General features: G+C 73.2%; 14 protein-coding genes. 4 read left to right on the top strand and 10 right to left on the bottom strand.

The features are described from left to right. Positions 1-18: 18 nt before the first annotated feature. The 3 genes from AB0I79_RS29510 to AB0I79_RS29520 all read right to left on the bottom strand — a co-directional run bounded on the left by AB0I79_RS29510 (position 19) and on the right by AB0I79_RS29520 (position 6,637). Complete coding sequence (locus AB0I79_RS29510; RefSeq protein ID WP_357879404.1) at positions 19-2,016, bottom strand: hypothetical protein; 1,998 nt, start codon at positions 2,014-2,016, stop codon at positions 19-21. Between the two features lie 293 nt (positions 2,017-2,309). Next, on the bottom strand, positions 2,310-3,731 hold the full coding sequence (locus AB0I79_RS29515) for a hypothetical protein (RefSeq protein WP_357879407.1): 1,422 nt from the start codon (positions 3,729-3,731) through the stop codon (positions 2,310-2,312). Beyond that, complete coding sequence (locus tag AB0I79_RS29520) at positions 3,731-6,637, bottom strand: hypothetical protein (protein ID WP_357879410.1); 2,907 nt, start codon at positions 6,635-6,637, stop codon at positions 3,731-3,733. Before AB0I79_RS29520 ends, AB0I79_RS29515 begins: the two co-directional genes overlap by 1 nt. Before the next feature lie 471 nt (positions 6,638-7,108). On the opposite strand from AB0I79_RS29520, the gene AB0I79_RS29525 reads away from it, so the two are divergent. Both AB0I79_RS29525 and AB0I79_RS29530 read left to right on the top strand, forming a co-directional pair. Continuing rightward, positions 7,109-8,212: a PP2C family protein-serine/threonine phosphatase gene (locus tag AB0I79_RS29525; protein ID WP_357879413.1), complete on the top strand. Its 1,104-nt coding sequence runs from the start codon at positions 7,109-7,111 to the stop codon at positions 8,210-8,212. A gap of 59 nt (positions 8,213-8,271) precedes the next feature. After that, complete coding sequence (locus AB0I79_RS29530) at positions 8,272-9,435, top strand: histidinol-phosphate transaminase (protein WP_357879416.1); 1,164 nt, start codon at positions 8,272-8,274, stop codon at positions 9,433-9,435. A gap of 10 nt (positions 9,436-9,445) precedes the next feature. Here AB0I79_RS29530 and AB0I79_RS29535 read toward each other — a convergent pair whose 3' ends face one another. The 3 genes from AB0I79_RS29535 to AB0I79_RS29545 all read right to left on the bottom strand — a co-directional run bounded on the left by AB0I79_RS29535 (position 9,446) and on the right by AB0I79_RS29545 (position 11,822). After that, positions 9,446-10,510 carry a glycerophosphodiester phosphodiesterase gene (locus AB0I79_RS29535; protein ID WP_357879419.1) on the bottom strand — a complete coding sequence of 355 codons (1,065 nt, stop codon included), beginning with the start codon at positions 10,508-10,510 and terminating at the stop codon, positions 9,446-9,448. Positions 10,511-10,732: 222 nt separating this feature from the next. Beyond that, positions 10,733-11,056 (bottom strand): hypothetical protein, encoded by a 324-nt coding sequence (locus AB0I79_RS29540; protein WP_357879422.1) that lies wholly within the window; start codon positions 11,054-11,056, stop codon positions 10,733-10,735. Between the two features lie 4 nt (positions 11,057-11,060). Continuing rightward, positions 11,061-11,822, bottom strand: a complete 762-nt coding sequence (locus AB0I79_RS29545) for a hypothetical protein (RefSeq protein WP_357879425.1) — start codon at positions 11,820-11,822, stop codon at positions 11,061-11,063. Positions 11,823-11,979: 157 nt separating this feature from the next. Here AB0I79_RS29545 and AB0I79_RS29550 point away from each other — a divergent pair, with 157 nt between their 5' ends. Beyond that, the gene (locus tag AB0I79_RS29550) at positions 11,980-14,283 is read left to right on the top strand and encodes an excinuclease ABC subunit UvrA (protein ID WP_357879428.1); all 2,304 of its coding nucleotides are present in this window, start codon (positions 11,980-11,982) and stop codon (positions 14,281-14,283) included. A 118-nt stretch (positions 14,284-14,401) separates the two neighbouring features. Here AB0I79_RS29550 and AB0I79_RS29555 read toward each other — a convergent pair whose 3' ends face one another. From AB0I79_RS29555 to AB0I79_RS29565, 3 genes are read right to left on the bottom strand one after another with little or no spacing between them, the layout of a single operon-like run. Next, on the bottom strand, positions 14,402-15,268 hold the full coding sequence (locus AB0I79_RS29555) for a hypothetical protein (RefSeq protein WP_357879431.1): 867 nt from the start codon (positions 15,266-15,268) through the stop codon (positions 14,402-14,404). Positions 15,269-15,301: 33 nt separating this feature from the next. Continuing rightward, positions 15,302-16,213 (bottom strand): LD-carboxypeptidase, encoded by a 912-nt coding sequence (locus AB0I79_RS29560; protein ID WP_357879434.1) that lies wholly within the window; start codon positions 16,211-16,213, stop codon positions 15,302-15,304. Continuing rightward, positions 16,200-16,937: a Sir2 family NAD-dependent protein deacetylase gene (locus AB0I79_RS29565; protein WP_357879437.1), complete on the bottom strand. Its 738-nt coding sequence runs from the start codon at positions 16,935-16,937 to the stop codon at positions 16,200-16,202. The genes AB0I79_RS29560 and AB0I79_RS29565 overlap by 14 nt, the downstream gene beginning before the upstream one ends. Positions 16,938-16,967: 30 nt before the next feature. On the opposite strand from AB0I79_RS29565, the gene AB0I79_RS29570 reads away from it, so the two are divergent. Continuing rightward, positions 16,968-17,852: a sulfotransferase gene (locus AB0I79_RS29570; RefSeq protein ID WP_357879440.1), complete on the top strand. Its 885-nt coding sequence runs from the start codon at positions 16,968-16,970 to the stop codon at positions 17,850-17,852. Positions 17,853-17,863: 11 nt separating this feature from the next. Here the strand turns inward: AB0I79_RS29570 and AB0I79_RS29575 are convergent, their stop codons facing one another. Further along, positions 17,864-19,750 (bottom strand): ABC transporter ATP-binding protein, encoded by a 1,887-nt coding sequence (locus AB0I79_RS29575; RefSeq protein ID WP_357879443.1) that lies wholly within the window; start codon positions 19,748-19,750, stop codon positions 17,864-17,866. Positions 19,751-19,988: the final 238 nt, after the last annotated feature.

Raw genomic sequence — 19,988 nt, forward strand, 5'->3', positions numbered from 1 at the left:
TGCGGCCCGGCAACCGAATTACCGGGGCGCGGGTCGTACGACGCAGCCCAGCCGCAGCTCCGCGCACTGCTCGCGGCCGTCCACCCGCCACCAGAGCTGCCCGGGGGCGGGCAGCATCTCGGTGATCAGCACCTCGGCCGGGTCGTGCCTGGCCAGCTCCTCGACCGCGAACGGATCGCAGAAGTCGACGTAGCAGGGGCGGGGGTCGGCGGGGTGGTGGACGAAGACGTGGCGGGGCAGGGATCGTTCGCGGCGCAGGCGGTGGAGGGCGAGCCAGCGGTCGAAGGCGTCGGCGCCGCGTTCCTGCGGGAGGTGGACGCGCCAGCGGGCCCGCTGGTAGATCACGTCGTCGATCAGGATGCGGGGGGTGTGGGCGCCGAGGTCGATCTCGGGCGGCCGGCTGCGTCCCGGCCGCGCGCGGGCGACCACCGGCCCGGCCTCGGGCGCGGGCGCGGAATCGGGCGCAGGGGCGGGCTCGGGAAGGCCGTCGCGGAGCGTGTGAGGTGCGGAGTGCAGCCTGGCGTGGAGGCCTTCGTACAGGGGACGGCAGTCGTCCCGGACGCCGCACAGCAGCCACGTCGCCTCGTCCAGGTGCGGGCCGACGGCCATCAGCTCCGGGCCGGGGAGGCGGGGGGCGGGGCCGTCCGGCGCGAGGTCCCACAGGCGGGCGGTGGCGCGGGCCACGTCCTGGGCGGTCAGCCGGACGACGTCCTGCCCGGCGCGGCCGAGCGCCTCAGCCGCCAGCCTGGCGAGGGCGGCCGTGAGCGCGCTCGTGCGGGCGGGGTCACCGGCGAGCAGCGTGGCCAGGTGCCACAGCGGCAGCACCGCCGTGAGCGCTTCCCGCAGTCCGGCCAGTGCCTCGCCGCCGATCGTGAGGCGCTCGCTGTACGGGCTGGACCGCTCCTCGCGGAAGACCTCGTGACGCTGCGGTCCCCGCGCCCCGCCACTCCCCGGCCGCCCGCCCCACCCGTGCGGATGGGGCCGCCCCGCCACCCCGGCCCGACGGCCGGGCGCCAACGCCTCACCGATGCCAAGCGGCCCATCCACGTCGGTACCAGGCCGCTCACCCGAGCCGACCCGATCACCAGAACGGGGCCGACCACCCGAGCCGGCCCGATCACCCCAGCCGGGCCCATCACCCCAGCCGGGCCCATCACCAGAGCCGGGCCCATCACCAGAACGGGGTCGATCGGCCGAGTCAGGCCGATCGACGGGGCCGAGTGCTGCGAGGCGGGCGGCTTCGTGGTGCTGGGCGCGCTGGGGCCAGGGCGTGCTCGCGTACCGGGCGCGGAGCTCCTCCGCCCGGCTCGCGTCCCCGAGGTGCCGGGTCAGCCAGTCGCCCACCTCGACGATCACCCGCTCGGGGCCCGGCTCACCCACGCGCAGCGCCGCGCCGCCGCTGCCGGGCGCGAACCGCGCGTACAGGACAGGCCCGCCACCCCCACCACCCACCGTTAAGCGCCGCAGTTGCCGGTGAGCGGTCGCGCTGAGCAGTCGGGAACGCCTCGCCGTGCCGTCTCCCGGCCTCCGGGCCAGCGGATGCCGCACGATCGCCTGGTAGAAGGCGGGGTCGGCGAGGAAGGCGGCCTGCCGTACGGACTCGTCGTCGTACGCCTCGGCGACCTTGCGCCGGGTCACGAGCCGGGCGGCGGCGTAGGCGCTCCTGGCCGCCGCCCTGGCCGCGCCCGCCACGACCACGGCGGACTGCCAGCGCCGCGCCCACTCCCTCAGCCCGAGCGACTCCACCAGCCCCAGCTCCTCCCCGGTCAGCGGCATCCCGGCGCGTACGCTCTTGATGCAGCGCCTGGCCTGGGCCCGCCGCTCGGGGTTGAGCCGCAGAACGCTGCCGCGCATGGGAGTGGCGAGCCGCTCGAAGCACTGCCGCTCGGCGGCCAGCCGGCGTTCGGCGGCGAGCAGCCGTTCGCTGAGTCGCCGCAGGCCGGGATGGCCGAGCCCGTCGAGCAACGACACCGGCAACCCGGTGGTCCGCAGCAGGAACCACGGACGCAACTCCACCACCAGCTCCCCACGCCCAGCAGGAACCGCCCAGGACATCACCGGCGCCCCACTGCCGGGTGGCCCGCCCGGCCCAGCATCACCCCCACCGCCGCTCCCAGCGGCACGGCCCACCACCGACTCGCCACCACCGCCGCTCCCAGCGGCACGGCCCACCACCGACTCGCCACCACCGACGCTGCCGGGTGGCCGGCCCAACCCCGTCCCGTGACTCCGGTCCAAAGCCTGCTCAGCGGCCCGCGGGCGGCCCTCCGCGTCGGCCCGCGGGTGCCCTCCGGGCCGCCGCGGGCCGCTCACCCGCGCCCCCTCGGCGCCCCGGGCCCGCACGGATCCCCCATGGTCGCCGGCGTCTCCGCGGCGACGGTGCAGGCGGCGAGCCGTCCGGGCGGGAGGCCGTGCAGCCGGTCGCGCCAGGTCCTGATCGTCCTCGCCACCTCCCACTCGCGCATGGTCTCGGGCGCGTCGAACTCGATCCAGCGGGTCAGGTCGTGCCCCGCGCGTGGCGGGAAGCGCACGCTGTGCCCGGCCCAGACCGTACGGATGCCCATCCGGTACGGCCGCAGCCCGCCGAGCCGCACCCCGCCGGGCCCGTCGGCCAGCAGCTCCAGCGACTCCCCCACGACGCCCGCGTCGATCCCCGGCGCCCCCACCGCCAGCTCGCACGTCACCGGCGCCGCCACCGGGATCGCGGCCAGCAGGCGGCGCAGGTTGACGGTCATGCCGTTGAGCCCGGTCACGGCGGCCAGGAAGTCGATGCGCGTCACGATGATCGTCAGCCCACGGCAGCGGGCCAGCGCGCCGAGGGGGAACGCCGCCACCCGCACCGCGTCCAGCCGCCCTGCCCACGGCCCGCTCACGGGCGGCACGTCCACCCCGGTCACCCAGCGCACCGGGGCCTGCGACCCGTCCACCCGGTGCGCGCGGGCGCCCGCACCATCCGTCCAGCGCAGGCTGGCGTCCGCCTCGCCCGCCCACCGTGCCGGGGCGTCCGGGTCGCCCGCCCAGCGCGCAGGGGCGTCCGGCTCGCCCGCCCACCGCGCAGGGACGTCCGCCTCGCTCGTCCACCCAGGGACGTCCGGCTCGCCCGCCCCGTGCGCGGGGGTGCGGGAGCCGCCCGCGTACCAGCTCTGCCGGATCACCCGCTCGGGCGACCAGTTCAGCCATTCGGCCCCGGCCAGCTCCGGGACCCGCCGCAGCGCCCCGACCTGCTCGGCCACGAGCCGCCCGCACAGCGTCACCCGCTCCGCCCCCAGCGCCCGCACCAGCGCGAACGCGGCGGGAAGCTGCCGCTCGCCGTCCACCACGACGTGCACGCGCCGCTCCTTGGCCGCCTCCACGGCCTGCTCGACCTCGGGCCGGAACAGCTCGCACCTGGCGGCGGCGGCGAGCACGTCGCGGCTGCTCTGCGTGCTGCCCTCGGCGAGTTCGAGGCCGTCGATGCTGAGCCGGAGCGCGGGGTCGCCCGCCAGGCGCAGCGCCGTGCCGACGGCTCGCAGGTGCGCGTCGTCGTACGCCGCCCGCTCGATGACGGCCGCCGCCCGCCCGGTCAGCGCGGTGTGCGGCCCGTCGCGGCGGCGCCCGGCGGCGGCGCGCAGGCGGTCGGGGTCGGCGAGGCGCTCGACGATGCCGGCTCCCAGGTCGAGCACCTCGGCCCCGGGCGGCGCGACGATCTCGGTGGTGAAGTCGGTGAAGGGGGGAATGACGAGAAGTTCCATCAACCGCTCTCTCCGGGCCAGGGGTAGGGGTGCGACTGCTGAACGGGCCCCATGGGCTCCTGAACGGGCCCGTGCGGCTGGTGGATCGGCCCGTGAAGCTGCTGAACGGGCCCCTGCGGCTGCTGGGCCAGGCCGTGAAACTGCTGAACGGGCCCATGGGCCGGCTGGACCGGGTCGTGAAGCTGCTGGAGTGGACCGTAGAACTGCTGGACGACGCGGTTCGGTTGCCGGGCAACCCGGTTCGCCTGCTGCCCGGTACCGCTACGGGACACCACACCCGGTCGCGAACCGGCCCCACCGGACCGCGCGCCCCCCGCCTGCGCGCCTCCGGACCGCACGGCCTCCGCCTGCGCGGCTCCGGACCGTGCGATGTGGCCACCCGGCGCCGAAGAGCCCGCCGGCCGCAGGTAGACGCAGCGCAGCTCGGCCGCGAACCGCCGTTCCCCCTCCCGCAGCCAGCAGGCCTCCGGCCCCGGCAGCACCTCCGTCACCGTGACCCGATCGGCGGAGGCGGCCAGCCGGGCCAGCGCTTCGAGCAGCGCGGGCGAGCGCGTGTCCACGTACAGGGAGCGGCGCTCCCGGGGCGTCGAGGCGAAGAACGCGACCGGCAGTTCGTGGACCTCCCGCAGGCGCGCCATCGCCACCAGCAGCTCGCGGTCGCCCCCGGCCTGCCCGAGCGCCTCGAACGAGGCCCGCGCCAGCCGCCACCTCCGCCGCGAGATGACCACGTTGTCCCAGGTCAGCCGGGGCACCCGGACCAGGTCGCCGAGCCGCGGCGGCCGGATCCTGGGCAGCGCGAACGCCGTGTGCAGCGCCGTGTCGTGCTCGCCGTTGTGCAGCAGCAGCGGCTCCTCCATCCCCTTGGCGTGCAGGACGGCACGCTGCCCGTCGCTGTGCACGTACAGCTCGTCGAGCCCGATCCGCCGCCGCCGCGGGTCGGCCGCCACGCCGCCGAGCTCCAGCACGGGCCCGGGCAGCTCCAGCGGCGGCACGCCGTCGGTGCGGCGGGAGATGACGTTCAGCACGGTGAACCCGGACAGCACCCGCCTGATCTCGGTGTCCCGCTCGGCCAGGCAGGCGGCGGCTTCCTCGTGGAACTGCAGCGCCCACGGGGTGAGCAGCACCGTGTCGTGCAGCCGGCTGAGGACCAGCGGGGTCACGCCCGTCTCGTACGCCTCCAGCTCGGGCGCGGCCACCATGACGTCGGCCGAGCAGAGGACCGGGGTGGCGGGCGGGGCGGGCTCGCCGAGCAGGCCGGCGAGGTTCAGCTCGGGGACGTCGGCGGGGGCCTCGCGGACGAGGGCGGCGATGCGCGCGGCCAGCCGGTCGCCGTGCTCGATCTCCAGGTCGCCGGTCGAGCGCAGGACCTCGGCCAGCTCGTACGTGCCGGGCCCGAGCCGCCCGGCCAGCAGCCGGTTGGTGCGCTGCCTGGTCAGCTCGGCCTCCTCGGCGAGCAGGTCGAGCACCCTGGGCACGCGGCCCCGCAGGTCGGCGGCGAGCGTGTCGCCGACCGTGACGTGCAGCGTGCCGGCGGCGGCCTCGTGCACGATCGCCCGGTCGTCGCGGCCCCCGCCTCCGGCCAGCGCCTCGATCCGCCGCTGCACGGCCAGTTTCACGTCGGGCGAGGCGCCGGGGTACTGCGCGAGCAGCTCGCTGATCTCGCCGACGCGCCGGCCGAGCGGCAGGTCGGCGTCCTGGGGCGGCCGCGAGCCGATGATCGCCCGCGAGCGCTGGGCCGGCACGCCGGTACGGGCCGCGAACGCCCGCCCGGGCACCTCCGGCGCCAGCAGCCTGCGTGCCCGCGCGCCACAGCCCTCCTCATCTCCGGCGCCGCCCCGCCCGGTATGCCCCTCCACCTCGGCGCACCCGCACCCGCAGCTCCCCGAGGCGGCGGCCCGCCCGTGCCCGGCAGGGCTCGGTCCGGCGGCGTCCCCCGCTGTCACCCGCACCCCCCTGGCGGCCAGCCGCTCACGCAGCCAGCCGAGGGTGTCGCAGACGGTGGCGGGCGGGCACAGGTCGTGGGTGAGCAGCCCGCGCCGCACGGCCACGGCCAGCGCCGCCGCGGCCCGTTCGATGCCCGCCCCGGTAGCGGCGGCGATCTCGGCCAGCGTGCGCGCTCCGTCGCAGTGCCCCACGAAGGCGGCGCCGTCGAGCACCTCGCCCGTCCACGTCTTGCGCCGCGGCACCAGCCCGGCGACGAGCGCGGGCTCGGCGAGCACGCGCTGCTGCAGCGCCTCGCCCACCCGCGCGGCCGGGAACGCCGCCCGCCGCGCGCACCCGCAGGCCCCCGCCCACGTGTAGCCTCCGCGTTGCCCGGCGGCGACGGCCCCGTAGTTGACGGGCCCGTAGCAGCCCGCCGTCTCGCACGACGCCGACAGCCGCTGCACCTGTTCGGCGAGCTCGCGGCGGGTCTTGCCGCCCTTGGCCCCGTGCCGCAGGTCGCGGTAGAGGGCGGGCGAGGAGCACACGAGCGCGTCGAGGAACCGTTCGTCGGCCACGATCCCGGCCACGGCGGCCCTGCCGAGCGCGGCGTCTCCCGAGACCAGGCCGGCCAGCGTGAGCCTGGCCTCCTCCAGCCGCCCGGTCACGTCGTTCCACGACGTCAGCCAGCCTGCCGGGCCGGGCGTGCCGTCCGGCAGGGGCCGCAGATCGCGCAGGCGGCTGCGCAGGCCACGCCGCAGCCGCCCGCTTCCCGCCCGCCCGTTGGGCGCTCCGGACGGGCGGGCGTCGGTCTCGCGGCCGGGCGCCTCGGCGAGCAGGTCGAGTGCCCGCCGCTCCAGCCGCACGACCGCCGCGGCGGCCTCCGCCGCCCTGGGGTGGACGAGGGACAGGACGAGCTCCCAGGGGAACCCGGCGCTCCGGACGACCACGGCCGGCAGCAGGGTCCAGTCGTGCTCGATGTCCATATGAGCCTCTCCCTTTCCCAGGCATGAATTCGCCGTTCGCGTCTTGACTCAGATATTTACAAGATCATTTTCTTGTGTCAATGAGTTTGCGGATTAGAAGAAAATGAGAACCCGGCACCTCGCCGGCAAACCCCAAGGATAATTGTCGACCAACGCCGGCAAACCCCACCATACAGGGCAGCACTGTTTACTTTCCGTAGCCGTGCGGCCTATCCTCGCAGTACAGAGCGTCAATGCCGCACTTCTGACGCCCAGTTGAAATGACAACGAACTCGAATTTCGACATGCCTGCCCGGGCGCCGGTTTATCCGCCATTCAAAACACGGTGACAACCCGCCGGATAATCGCGCCGGCACGCCCGGGAGGCGTTCTCATTTGCACGCCAGGGCAAGGGGCGGTCAAGCGCGCGTGCCAGCGCGCCGGAGAGGAGAAACAGACTGATAGAAGGTGACATGGGGGTGAAGGGGACCAGTGACGGACGACGGGAGACAGGTGCACCGCGACGGGCCGCGGCTGAGCACACCGGCGATGTTGCTGGCGGGCATCCTGGTCACGGTCGTGGTGGTCGCGCTGGACATGGCCACGAGCACGGCGGTGCGGCTGTACCCGCTGCTGATCTTCCTGCCGGCGATCGTCTCGGCCCTCGGCGAGGTGTGGCAGACGGTGCTGGCCTCGGCGTGGGTGGTCGTGGTGGAGATCGGCGTCGGGCTCTACATCGGCGCGGAGACCGATGACATCCTGCTGGCGACCGGGTTCATGGTGGTGTTCGGGACGCTGAGCGCGATCGGCTGCCGCTACCGGGTGCGGCGCGAGGAGGAGGTGTCCCGGCTGCGCTCGGCCGCGGCGGCGCTGCAGCGGCTGATCGTGCGCCCGCTGCCCCTGCGCACGGCCGACGTGGTCGTCAACGGCCTCTACCAGCCGGTGGAGGAGGACGCGATGGTGGGCGGCGACATGTACGAGGTGGCCGCCTCCCGCCACGGCACCCGCGTGCTGATCGCGGACGTCCAGGGCAAGGGCCTGCCCGCGATCGGCACGGCGCTGGCGGTGCTGGGCTCGTTCAGGGAGGCCGCCTACCGCGAGCCCACGCTCACCGGCGTCGTGGCCGCCCTGGAGAACTCCGTGGTCAGGCAGAACGCCTTCGCCGCGCACACCGGCGAGCCCGAACGGCTGGTCACCGCCCTCGTGCTCGACATCGGCAGGCAGCCCGTGGTCGAGGCCGTCAACTGCGGCCACATCGCCCCGTTCGTCATCCACGACGGTGACGCGACCCAGGCGGACCTGGGCGAGCCCGCCGTGCCGCTCGGCCTGGCGGCGCTGTCGTCGGCGCCCAGGAAGAGCGCGCGCTTCACGTTCCCGGCCGGCGCGACGATGCTGCTGTGCACCGACGGGGTCACCGAGGCCCGCGATCCCCGCGGCGCCTTCTACCCGCTGGAGGCGCGGCTGCGCGCCTACGCCCGCGCCCCGTCCGGCGGGCTGGCCGCCAGGCTGGAAGCCGACCTGCGCGGCTTCACCCGCGCCGCCCCGCGCGACGACATCGCGATCCTCGCACTCCGCAGAACCGAACCGTCACCATGAACCACTGACGACACCCGCGCGTACCTACACACATCGGACACGTGGTCCATGGAGGTGTCGTGGAGCTCAGTCTCTTGCGGGCACAGGCGCACAGCCCGTCGTACTTCTCACTCCTGCGCAGCTCGTCGGGAGAGCGCGCCCCGGTGGACTTCTGCATCCCCTGCAACCCCTACTTCCCCACACCGGAGATCTTCGAGCACCTCGGGAGAAATCTGGAGACGATACTCAAGTTCTATCCGAGCGACGCGGGCACGATCACCGAGGAGCTCTGCTCCACGCTCGGGCTCCACCCCAAGACGGTCGCGATGGGCAACGGCTCCACGGAGCTGATCACCTGGATCGACCACCTGCTGGTGCGCGAGAGCCTCGCGGTGCCGATCCCGACCTTCGGCCGCTGGACCGACCAGCCGCTGGAGACGGGCAAGCGGGTGGACATGTACCCGCTGCTGGAGAGCCGCAACTTCGCGCTCGACGTGAACGACTACGTCTCGTTCGTCCGTACGCGCGGCTCGCGGGTGGCGGTGATCTGCAACCCCAACAACCCCGACGGGGGTTACCTGCCCAAGCACGAGGTGCTGCGCCTGCTCGACCAGCTCATCGACCTCGATCTGGTGATCGTGGACGAGTCGTTCGGCGACTTCGTGGACGCCGAGCCGTACCCGGGGATCGCGGCGGAGGCGGCGGTGCGGCCGAACGTGATCGTGCTGCGCAGCCTCGGCAAGAACTTCGGCCTGCACGGCATCCGCTTCGGCTACATGGTGGCCAACCCGGCGCTGGCCGGGCGGATCAGGGACGCGCTGCCCAAGTGGAACCTCAACTCGTTCGCCGAGGTCGTGGTGTTCATGATGCGGCAGTTCATGCCCGAGTACCAGGACAGCCTCAAGCGGCTGGGCAACGACAGGAGGGCGATGTTCCAGCAGCTCAGCACGATGCCGGGGCTGTCGGTGTTCGCCTCGCAGGGCAACTTCCTGCTGGTGAAGCTGCCGCCGGGCCAGGACGGGGTGCCGCTGCGCGACCACCTGCTCACCGAGCACGGCGTGTACGTGCGCGAGTGCGGCAACAAGCTCGGCACGACGAGCCAGTTCCTGCGGCTCGTCGTACGCCCTCAGGAGGACGTACGACGGCTGCTGATCGGCATGACGCAGTTCCTGTACTCGGGCAGCCTGCACGAGATCCCGGTGATCGGCCTGCACCACAGGGCCGTCAACTCGATCTCGGCATGAGGCCGGCGCGTTACCGCTCGCCGCCGCCCTGCCCGCGCGGGTGGTAGCGCTTGGGCAGCTTGAGCCCGCGCGCGTCCATGACCTGGCGCAGCCGGTCGGGGTAGTCGGTGATGAGGCCGTCGACGCCGTCGTCGATGAGCTTGTTCATGGTCGCCTCGTCGTCCACCGTCCACGGGATCACCTTGATCCCGAGGGCGTGGGCCTGGTCCACCATGTCCTTGGTGACGTACGGCTGGTAGTTCGCGTCGGTGATCTTGCCGTTCTGCGGGAACCCGTGGACCGGCGAGAACGCCTGCGCGCCGAACGACTTCACCGCCTTGAGCGGGTCGCCGCCGAAGTCGTCGATGTCGAGGCCGCCCAGCCAGGGCGACGCGCCGGGCTGCCCGGTCTGCAGGAAGTCGCGGTTGGTCAGGGCGACGAGCGGCAGGCGCGGCTCCAGCTCGCGCATCCGCATGAGCGCGCCCCAGTCGAAGCTCTGGACGGTCACCTGCCGCAGCAGCCCGGCCCGGCGGATCTCGCCCAGCGTCACCCGCACGAACTGCTCCCTGGGCGCCGTCTCGCTGGGCGCCCCGGCCTCCACCTTGGTCTCGACGTTCAGCTTGACACCGCGCGCCCGGTAGCGGCGCACCAGGTCGAACACCTCCCGCAGCGTGGCCATCGGCGCCCCGGGCACGGCCCGCTGCCCGGGGAACTCCGCGAGCGTCCACGACCCGCAGTCCATGGTCCTGACCTGCTGGAGGGTGAGCGTGTTGAGGTACTTGCCCACGTAGGGGAACTCGGGGTCGCCCGCGACGGCGGGCGCGGTGTCGCGGCACTTCCTGTCGCTGATCCTGCGGTCGTGCGTCACGACGGCCTGGCCGTCCTCGGTGATCTGCACGTCCAGCTCCAGCGTGCTCACGCCGAGCTCCAGCGCGTTCGCGAACGCGGGCAGCGAGCTCTCCACCACGAGCCCGAGCCCGCCCCGGTGCGCCTGCAGGTCGAAGTCCCGGTGCCGCCCGGCGTCGGCGGCGGCCGTCCCGGGCAGGGCCGCGAGCGCCAGGGCCGCCGAGGCAGCGAGCGCGTGCCATCTCTTCATGTGTTCGTCCGTCCCCGTAGAGGTGCTGGTCTCGCGACAAGATCGGGCATGCCGGGGACGGGCGGGCGTACGCGGGGTGAGCAGCGGGCGAAGCCTGCGCGATCAGCTGAGTGAGGGCCGGCGGCGCCGCGCGTCCCCGGCCCGTCAGGACGGGAAGCCGTCCGCCGTGGCGTCGTCGCAGGCCGGGAGGCCGTCCGCGGTCCACGGCGGCGAGGGCCCGGGTCAGGACGGGAGGTCGTCCGCCGTGACGGCGTCGAGGGCCCGCTGGCCGGCCCGCCGCAGCACCGGCGCCGGCGCGCCGCCCGCCGCCAGCGTCTCGGCCAGCGCGGCCGCGATCAGGCCGTACTGCAGCAGCGTGACGCCCTTGCGGGCGAGCACGAGGCCCGCGGCGGCCTTCAGCCCGAGCCCCGCGACCCGGGCGTCCGCGCCGGGCCGCTCGTCGTGGTCGTCGCCCAGCCGCACCAGGGCGTCCTCGTCCCCGTCGGGGAACGGCCGGCCGAGGAACGCCTCGACGGCCGCCAGCGCGGCGGGCAGCTCCAGGCTCACGACATCACACCGCCTCCGGCACGTCGCCCCCGACCGCGTCGGCCGACCTGACCTCGTCCATCATCGCCGCCATGTCCCGCGCGTACGCCCGCATCCGCAGCACGCCGAGCTGCCGCAGCTCCTCCACCCTGGCCATGATCTGCTCGGTGCCCGCACCGGCCTCGGCGCGCCGCCGCAGCAGCCCGTGCCGCAGGTCGTCCAGGGCGGTGTTGACCCCGTCCACCACCCGCTCCCCCAGCGCCCGCGGGCCACCGTACAGGGCGCGCGGCGCCACGCTCAGCGCGACCAGCCGGGGCCCCGGCGCGCACACGGCGCTCACCGGGCCCTCCGACGTGCCGCGCACGTCCCCGTCGGGCACGCCGCCGATCGTCTCGAGCATCGCGATCAGCCGGTCGAACAGCTCGCCGAAGTCCATCAGCGGCACCCCGGCCTCGGCCCGCAGCGCCGCCGCGCTCACCTCGATCGATGCGGTCACCCGCGCCATCCGCGCGTCCAGGTCGGCCCGCACGGCGCGCAGCTCCCGCGCCAGGGCCAGCGGCTCGACGAACGGGACGGCGGCGTCGACCGGCGACTCCCTGGCGAAGGCGGCGTCCACCGCCTCGGCCACCAAGGCGGCCACGGTCTCCGGGTGCTCGCGCATCAGCCAGGAGTCGATCCCGACCGAGACGAGCCTTCCCCCCGCAAGGACGGCGCGCACGCCGGGCTCCCGATGATTCCTGCGCAACTCGACGTACTCCGACGGATCTTCACTGGTGGCCTCTGCCACGCTAATCCCCTGCAGCACGCCCTGAGCGGGGCGTCGCTCCGAGTTCACGACATGTTCGCCCGCCCGCAGACGTGCTCCGCCCGCTCCTGGGCCGGGGTAAGCTGTCCCGGCTAATCTCTTTACACCATAAATAGTCAGCCGACGATGGAAGGGTTCCGTGCTCTCCAGTCACCAGGCAAGCACCGTCCAGACCCGTGACCACACCGCCGCGGACAGCCACGACAACATCCAGGTCCGCGGCGCCAGGGAGAACAATCTCAAGGGCGTCTCCCTCGACATCCCCAAGCGGCGCCTCACGGTCTTCACCGGGGTGTCCGGCTCCGGCAAGTCCTCGCTCGTGTTCGACACGATCGCCGCGGAGTCGCGGCGGCTGATCGACGAGACGTACACGGCGTTCATCCAGGCGTTCATGCCGAGCCTGTCCCGTCCCGACGTGGACGCGCTGCACAACCTGAGCGCGGCGATCATCGTGGACCAGGAGCGGATGGGAGCCAACGCCCGATCCACCGTGGGCACCGCCACCGACGCGCACACCATGTTGCGGATCATCTTCAGCCGTATCGCCGAGCCGCACGTCGGCTCCGCCTCCGCCTTCAGCTTCAACATGGCCGAGGGCATGTGCCCGGAGTGCGAGGGGCTGGGCAAGGCGACCGACATCGATCTGGACGAGGTGGTCGACAGGGAGCTGTCGCTGAACGAGGGCGCGATCAAGGCCCCCGGGTACGCGGTGGACAGCTGGCCCTGGCAGATCGTGGCCGGCTCCGGCCTGTTCGACCCCGACGCCAAGCTGAAGGACTTCACCGAGCAGCAGTGGGCGGACCTGCTCCACAAGCCCGCCACGAAGCTCAAGTACGGCAACAACAACTTCACCTACGAGGGCCTGCTCGTCCGGGTCAGGCGCAGCTTCCTGGGCAAGGACCGGGAGTCGATGCAGCCGGCCGCGCGGGCGTTCGCCGACCGGGCGATCAAGCTGGCCCCCTGCCCCGCCTGCGACGGCACCCGGCTGAACGAGGCCGCCCGCTCGGCGCGGATCCACGGCAGGAACATCGCCGACTGCTCGGCCATGCAGGTCAACGACCTGGCCGACTTCATCCGCGGCATCGACGACCCGCGGATCGGGCCGGTGCTGGAGGGGCTGCGCTCGACGCTCGACTCGCTGGTCGAGATCGGCCTGGGCTATCTGAGCCTGAACCGGGAGTCGTCCACGCTGTCGGGCGGCGAGGCGCAGCGGGTGAAGATGGTGCGCCACCTCAACTCCAGCCTCACCGACGTCACCTACGTCTTCGACGAGCCCACCGCCGGGCTGCACCCGCACGACATCCAGCGCATGAACCGCCTGCTGCTGGCCCTGTGCGACAAGGGCAACACGGTGCTCGTGGTCGAGCACAAGCCGGAGACCATCGCCATCGCCGACCACGTCGTGGACCTCGGCCCCGGCGCGGGCACGGCGGGCGGCCAGATCTGCTACTCCGGCCACCTGTCCGGGCTGCGCGCCTCCGGCACGCTGACCGGCCGCTACCTCGACCACCGCGTACGGCTGCGCGAGAGCTTCCGCAAGCCTGCCGGGCAGCTCCCGATCAGGAACGCCACCCTGCACAACCTGCGTGACGTGAGCGTGGACATCCCGCTCGGCGTGCTGACCGTGGTCACCGGCGTGGCGGGCTCCGGCAAGAGCTCCCTGATCCACGGGCACGTGTCGGGCAGGGACGGCGTGGTGGTGGCCGACCAGTCGCCGATCCGCGGCTCGCGCCGGAGCAACCCGGCCACGTACACGGGGGTGCTCGACCCGATCCGCACCGCCTTCGCCAAGGCCAACGGGGTCAAGGCGGGGCTGTTCAGCGCCAACTCCGAGGGCGCCTGCCCGGCCTGCAAGGGCATCGGCCTCATCTACACCGATCTGGCGATGATGGCCGAGGTGGCGTCGGTGTGCGAGACCTGCGAGGGCAAGCGGTTCACGCCGGAGGTGCTGACGTACCGGCTGCGCGGCAAGAACATCAGCGAGGTGCTGGAGATGCCGATCTCCGAGGCCCGCGACTTCTTCCCCACCGGCCAGGCGGGCACCATCCTCGACCGCCTCGTCGCCGTCGGGCTCGGCTACCTCGGCCTCGGCCAGCCCCTCACCACCCTGTCGGGCGGCGAGCGCCAGCGGCTCAAGCTCGCCATCAACATGGCCAAGAACGGCACCACGTACGTGCTGGACGAGCCCACGACGGGCCTCCACCTCGCGGACGTGGACCAGCTCCTGGCCCTCCTCGACCGCCTCGTGGACGACGGCAACACGGTCGTCGTCATCGAGCACCACCAGGCCGTCATGGCCCACGCCGACTGGATCATCGACCTCGGCCCGGGCGCCGGCCACGACGGCGGCCAGGTCGTCTTCTCCGGCACCCCGGCCGACCTGGTGGCGAACGGCACCTCCCTGACGGCCATCCACCTGCGCGACTACGTCAACCGCCCCTGACCCTGGCCTCCGGTCCCCGCCCTCACGCCACACTCCGGCGAGCCTTTCCCGGAGGTGAGGGCGGCCCGGCCACCCCCACAACCGCCGACGGCGGACAACCCCGGAAGGCGACGGACCGTCAGACCGCCAGACGGGCCAGGACGCGGGCGAAGTCCGGCGGCGGCGCCACCACGAGCCTGGTCTGCCCGTCCCTGGTCACGATGTCGGCCCTGATCAACGTCAGCCGCCCCGCATGCCACCAGTGAACCTGCGAGCTGAGCCCATCCGTACGGGCGGCATGCACCCGCAGCCGCTCGATGGCCCGCACCACCCCGATCCCGTCCACCGGATGCACCAGCAGCGTGTACGGATCCGGCAGCACCACGAGCACCCCGTCGCCCGGCACCGCCAGGTAGTCGCCCAGCCACCGCAGGTGCGTGGCGGCCGACGGGCTGGAGGCGGTCAGCCGGGTGACGGGCGTGCCCGACAGCTCGATGTACTCCACCCGCAGCCGCTCCTGCCCCCGCACGTTGGCCACGGCCAGGTCGAGGGCCTGGCCGGTGGGCACGGGCCAGCATCCGGACTCCTCCGGGCGTACCGGACGTGTCCCGACGGTCAGCAGTTCGACGAGGTCGGCGTTGAGGTGGCGGCCGACGACGCGGGTCAGGTCGGGGATCTCGTCCACGGCCTCCACGCGGGTGCGCATCAGCGGCCGTACCTGGTCGAGGTCGCACACGTCCAGCCGCTCGCCCGCGGTGGCCACGGCGTGCGCGAGGTGCTCGGAGACCAGCATGGGCCAGTCCTCCCTGGCCCTGCGCCCGGCCTCGCGCCGCAGGCCCGTGAGCCGGACGACGAGCGCCCCCGAGTCTCCGCTGAGCGTCACGGCGGAGCCGTCCTGGGCGAACGCGAAGGAGTATCCGAGGGACTCCGCGACGAGCGCGAGCAGCGAGTCGAGATCGACGTCCTCGACCGGCCGGCGAGAGGGCTCACGCCTGAACAAGTTCACGCGTCGTGTCCCTTTCTGTCGGATTCGTCCCTCCTACCTTGCCTGCTCCTCATTCCGCATCATGCCAGTTAGGGAGCACGATTCGGTATCGATACCACCAAGCGCGCCAAGCCAGACACTGTGCTGCGGAGACCCGTGCCCGACCGGCAATCCGGCCACGATCGGCACCCCGAGCGGCCCCAGCCGGTCCTCCAGGACGGGGTACGGATCGCCGCACTGCACCCACGACCCCAGCGCGATCCCGCGCACCCCGTCGAACACGCCGGCCTGCAGGAGCTGGGTGAGCATGCGGTCGATCCGGTACGGCTCCTCGCCCACGTCCTCCAGGAACGCGATCGCCCCGGCGAAGGACGGCTGCCACCGCGTGCCGCACATCGAGGCGATCAGCGACAGGTTCCCGCCGCGCAGCACGCCCTCGGCCCGCCCCGGCGCCAGGACCCGGTCGCCCGCCACCGTGGTGGTGGCCGTGCCGAAGAGCGCCTCGCGCAGGCTCTCCCACGTACGCGGCTCGGGCCCGCTCTCGTCGCCCGCGATGACGTCGCAGGCGGCCATCGGCCCGTGCAGGGTGGGCACCCCCAGCTCGGCGGCGAAGGCGTTGTGCAGCGCCGTGATGTCGCTCGACCCGAGCAGCACCTTGGGCCCGGACTGCTGAACAGCCTCGCGCATCAAATCCCAGTCGAGCAGACCGAGCAGCCGCCCGGCGCCGTACCCGCCCCGGCAGCAGAACACCCCGGAGACGGCCGGGTCGCACCAGGCCGACTGCAGGTCGGCGGCCCTGGCGGCGTCCTCGCCCGCCAGGTAGTCGAGGCCCTGGCGGGCGAGCACGTGCTCGCCCACGACCACCTTGAGCCCGAGTGACTCCAGCCGCCGGACGCCGCGTTTGAGCAGCACGGCGCTGGGCGGTCCTGAGGGGGCAACAATGGCGACGGTGTCACCTGGCCGCATCGATCAGCTCCTTGACGAGCGCGGGTAGTGCCTGGCCGATCGGCTCGTTGATGACTTGATCGGCGAACGGATCATACGGCGTGGGTTGCGCGTTCACGATCACGAGCCGGGCGCCGGCGTCCAGCGCCTCGCCGCACAGCCCGGCCGCGGGATGCACGGTCAGCGAGGTGCCGATCGCCACGAACAGGTCGCACGAGCGGGCCGCGTCGAGCGCCGCGTCGACCACCTCGGGCTTGAGGTGCTGCCCGAACGAGATCGTGTTCGACTTCTGGATGCCGCCGCAGCGGAGGCAGGGCGGGTCCGCCTCGCCCGCGGCCACCCTGGCGAGCACTTCCTCCATGGGCGTGATCAGGTCGCAGGACAGGCACTCGGCACGGCGCATGGTGCCGTGCAGCTCGATGACCTTCCCGGGCGACGAGCCGGCGCGCTGGTGCAGCTCGTCGATGTTCTGCGTGATCAGGGCGCGCAGCAGGCCGGCGTGCTCCAGCTCGACCAGCGCGTGGTGGGCCGGATTCGGCTGGGCCTGCCAGGCCGGGGACTCCAGCCTCGCCTGCCACGTGGCGCGCCTGACGTCGGGGTCCGCCAGGTAACGGTCGATCGTGGCGTTGGCCTCGGCCTGCGGATTCTTCGTCCAGACCCCCTGCGGCCCCCGGAAGTCGGGGATCCCCGAGTCGGTGGAGATGCCCGCACCGGTGAGCACCGACACTGACGTTGGCTCGTTCACCTGGCAAACGGTGTCACACTTGCTTTCCGTATGCGACTTCCGCCCCACATCCTCGTGGTCAACGGCATCAAGGTCCGCCGGCCGGTCTTCCTGCTCGGAGCTCCGCATTCCGGCGTGGACCTGCTGGCCCGCGCCCTGAAACGCTCGCCGGGCTTCCACGTGACGATGGGCCGCGCGAGCGTGGCGCACGTGGTGTACGCCTTCGCCCGCAAGCCGTCCATCGCCCGCACGTCCGGCGCCGTGCGCGTCATGCGTGACGCCCTCGCCGAGTCGTGGCAGGTGCTGCCCCGTTCCTGCGGCGAGTGCGCCGAGCCGTGCCGCGAGGCCGGCGGCGTCACGGGCCTCGGCCCCTGCGTGTCGGCGGACGACGTCACCCGCTTCGGCGACGGCAGCCCCGACCTGCTCTACAGCGCGCCCGTGCTGCTGCAGGCCTTCCCCGACGCCCGGTTCGTCCAGCTCATCCGCGACGGCCGCGACGTCGTGGCCGGCATGCTGGGCGACCCGGCCTGCCTGGCCTGGTTCAAGCCGGCGATGCTGACCGAGCAGACCGAGTTCCCCAACGCGTTCCTGGGCGTCAACAAGGACGAGCACCTGGAGCGCTGGAAGACCATGCCGGCGGCGGGCAAGAGCGCGCTGCGCTGGCGCAGCGCGGTGCGGATGAGCGCCGAGCTGCGCCGCACGCTGCCCGGGCCGCAACTGCTCACCCTGCGCTACGAGGACCTGATCGACAGGCCGCCGCAGTCGGTGGCCACGCTGTCGGAGTTCCTGGAGACGCGGGTGTCCAAGGTCGTCCTGTACGACACCGCGGTGCCCAAGGTCGGCGCCTGGCGCACCCGGCTGCGCCGCGACGACCTGGAGCTGGTGGAGAAGGTCGCCAGGCAGGAGCTCAAGCGGCTGGGCTACCAGCAGAGCTGAGCCACGCGGCTTCAGGCGGCCGGGCTGCCCGCGGAGCTGAACTGGGTGCGGTAGAGCTCGGCGTACAACCCGCCGCGCGCCAGCAGTTCCTCGTGCCCGCCGCGCTCGGCAACCCGGCCGTCGTGGATGACGAGGATCTCGTCGGCCTCCCTGATCGTCGAGAGCCGGTGCGCGATGACCAGCGACGTCCGGCCCTCCAGCGCGGTCTTCAGCGCCACCTGCACGGCGGCCTCCGACTCGGAGTCGAGGTGGGCGGTGGCCTCGTCGAGCACGACCACGCGCGGCGCCTTCAGCAGCAGCCTGGCCAGCGCCAGCCGCTGCTTCTCCCCGCCGGACAGGCGGTAGCCGCGGTCGCCCACCACGGTGTCCAGCCCGTCGGGCAGGCTCTCGACCAGCTCGCCGATCTGCGCGGCGCGCAGCGCCTCCCAGATCTGCTCGTCGCTCGCCTCCGGCCTGGCGTAGCGGAGGTTGGCGCCGATCGTGTCGTGGAACAGGTGGGCGTCCTGCATGACCACGCCCACGGTGTCGCGCAGCGAGTCGAGCGTGGCGTCGCGCACGTCGATCCCGTTGATCCGCACCGTGCCCTCGTTGACGTCGTACAACCGCGACACCAGCGAGGTGATCGTGGTCTTGCCCGCCCCGCTGTGGCCGACGAGCGCGATGAGCTGCCCCGGCGCGGCCGTGAACGACACGCCCTTCAGCACCGGGTAGGACGGGCCGGTGTCCTGCCTGGCCACCGACTCCAGCGAGGCCAGCGAGACCTCCTCGGCGGCCGGGTAGCGGAAGCGCACGTCGTCGAACTCGATCGTCACGGGGCCCTCGGGCACCGGCACGGCGTCCGGCTTCTGCGCCACCATGGGCTTGAGGTCGAGGATCTCGAAGACCCGGTCGAAGCTGACGAGCGCGGTCATCACGTCCACGTGCACGTTCGACAGGGACGTCAGGGGGCCGTACAGGCGCATGAGCAGGGCGGCCAGGGCCACCAGAGTGCCGAGCTCGAAGGCGCCGGAGACGGACAGCACGCCGCCGATGCCGTAGACGAGGGCGGTGGCCAGCGCCGCGATCAGGCCGAGCGCGACCCGGAACACGGTGCCGTACATGCCGACGGTCACGCCCACGTCCCGCACCCTGGCCGCGCGCCTGCCGAACACCTCGGCGTCGTCCTCGGGCCTGCCGTACAGCTTGGCGACCATGGCGCCGGCCACGTTGAAGCGCTCGGTGGTGACGGAGCTCATCTCGGCGTCGAGCTCCATCTGCTCGCGGGTCAGGGCCGACATGCGGCGGCCGACGTACTTGGCGGGCACGATGAAGATCGGCAGCAGCACCAGCGCGACCAGCGTCACCTGCCACGAGAGCACCAGCATCGCGCCCAGCACCAGGACCAGGCTGACCACGTTGGACACGACGGAGGACAGGGTGCTGGTCAGGGCGCGCTGGGCGCCGATCACGTCGGTGTTGAGCCTGCTGACCAGCGCGCCGGTCTGCGCGCGCATGAAGAACGCGACCGGCATGCGCTGCACGTGGTCGAACACCTCGGTGCGCAGGTCGTAGATCAGGCCCTCGCCGATGCGCGCGGAGAACCACCGCTGCGCCAGCGTCAGCCCCGCGTCCACCACCGCGAGCGCGGCGATCGCCACCGCCAGCCCGATCACCACGCCGGTCTGCTTGAGCAGGATGCCGTCGTCGATGATCGCCTTCATCAGCAGCGGGTTGGCGACCACGATCACCGCGCCCGCCACGACGAGCAGCAGGAACGCCGTGATCTGCCGCGTGTACGGCCGGGCGTAGCGCGCGATGCGCCGGACCGTGCCGGGACGCAGCCGCTGCTTGGTGACCGAGCCGTCGCGCCGCAGGGACATCATCATGCCGGGGCCGAAGCCCCCACCCATCATCGCCATCCGGGGGATCCCTCCTCCTCCGCCGGAGACAGCGCCGTCGGAGCGCCTGGGGATTCCCGTCTCAGCTCACCGCGAAACTCCGCACCCGCGTGCCGTCACCCCGCCGCGCGCGGCGGCCGGACGCCCCATGCCCCTTCAGCGTCCCTCGAAGGGCCCTCTGGGCGCCACGGAGGCCCCTCTGCGCATTTCGCTCCCGATCACCTCCAAGCGGACGCCACGGCCCCCTCACGGCCCGGCG

The organism is Nonomuraea sp. NPDC050202 (genome assembly GCF_040656115.1).
Classification (GTDB): Bacteria; Actinomycetota; Actinomycetes; order Streptosporangiales; family Streptosporangiaceae; genus Nonomuraea.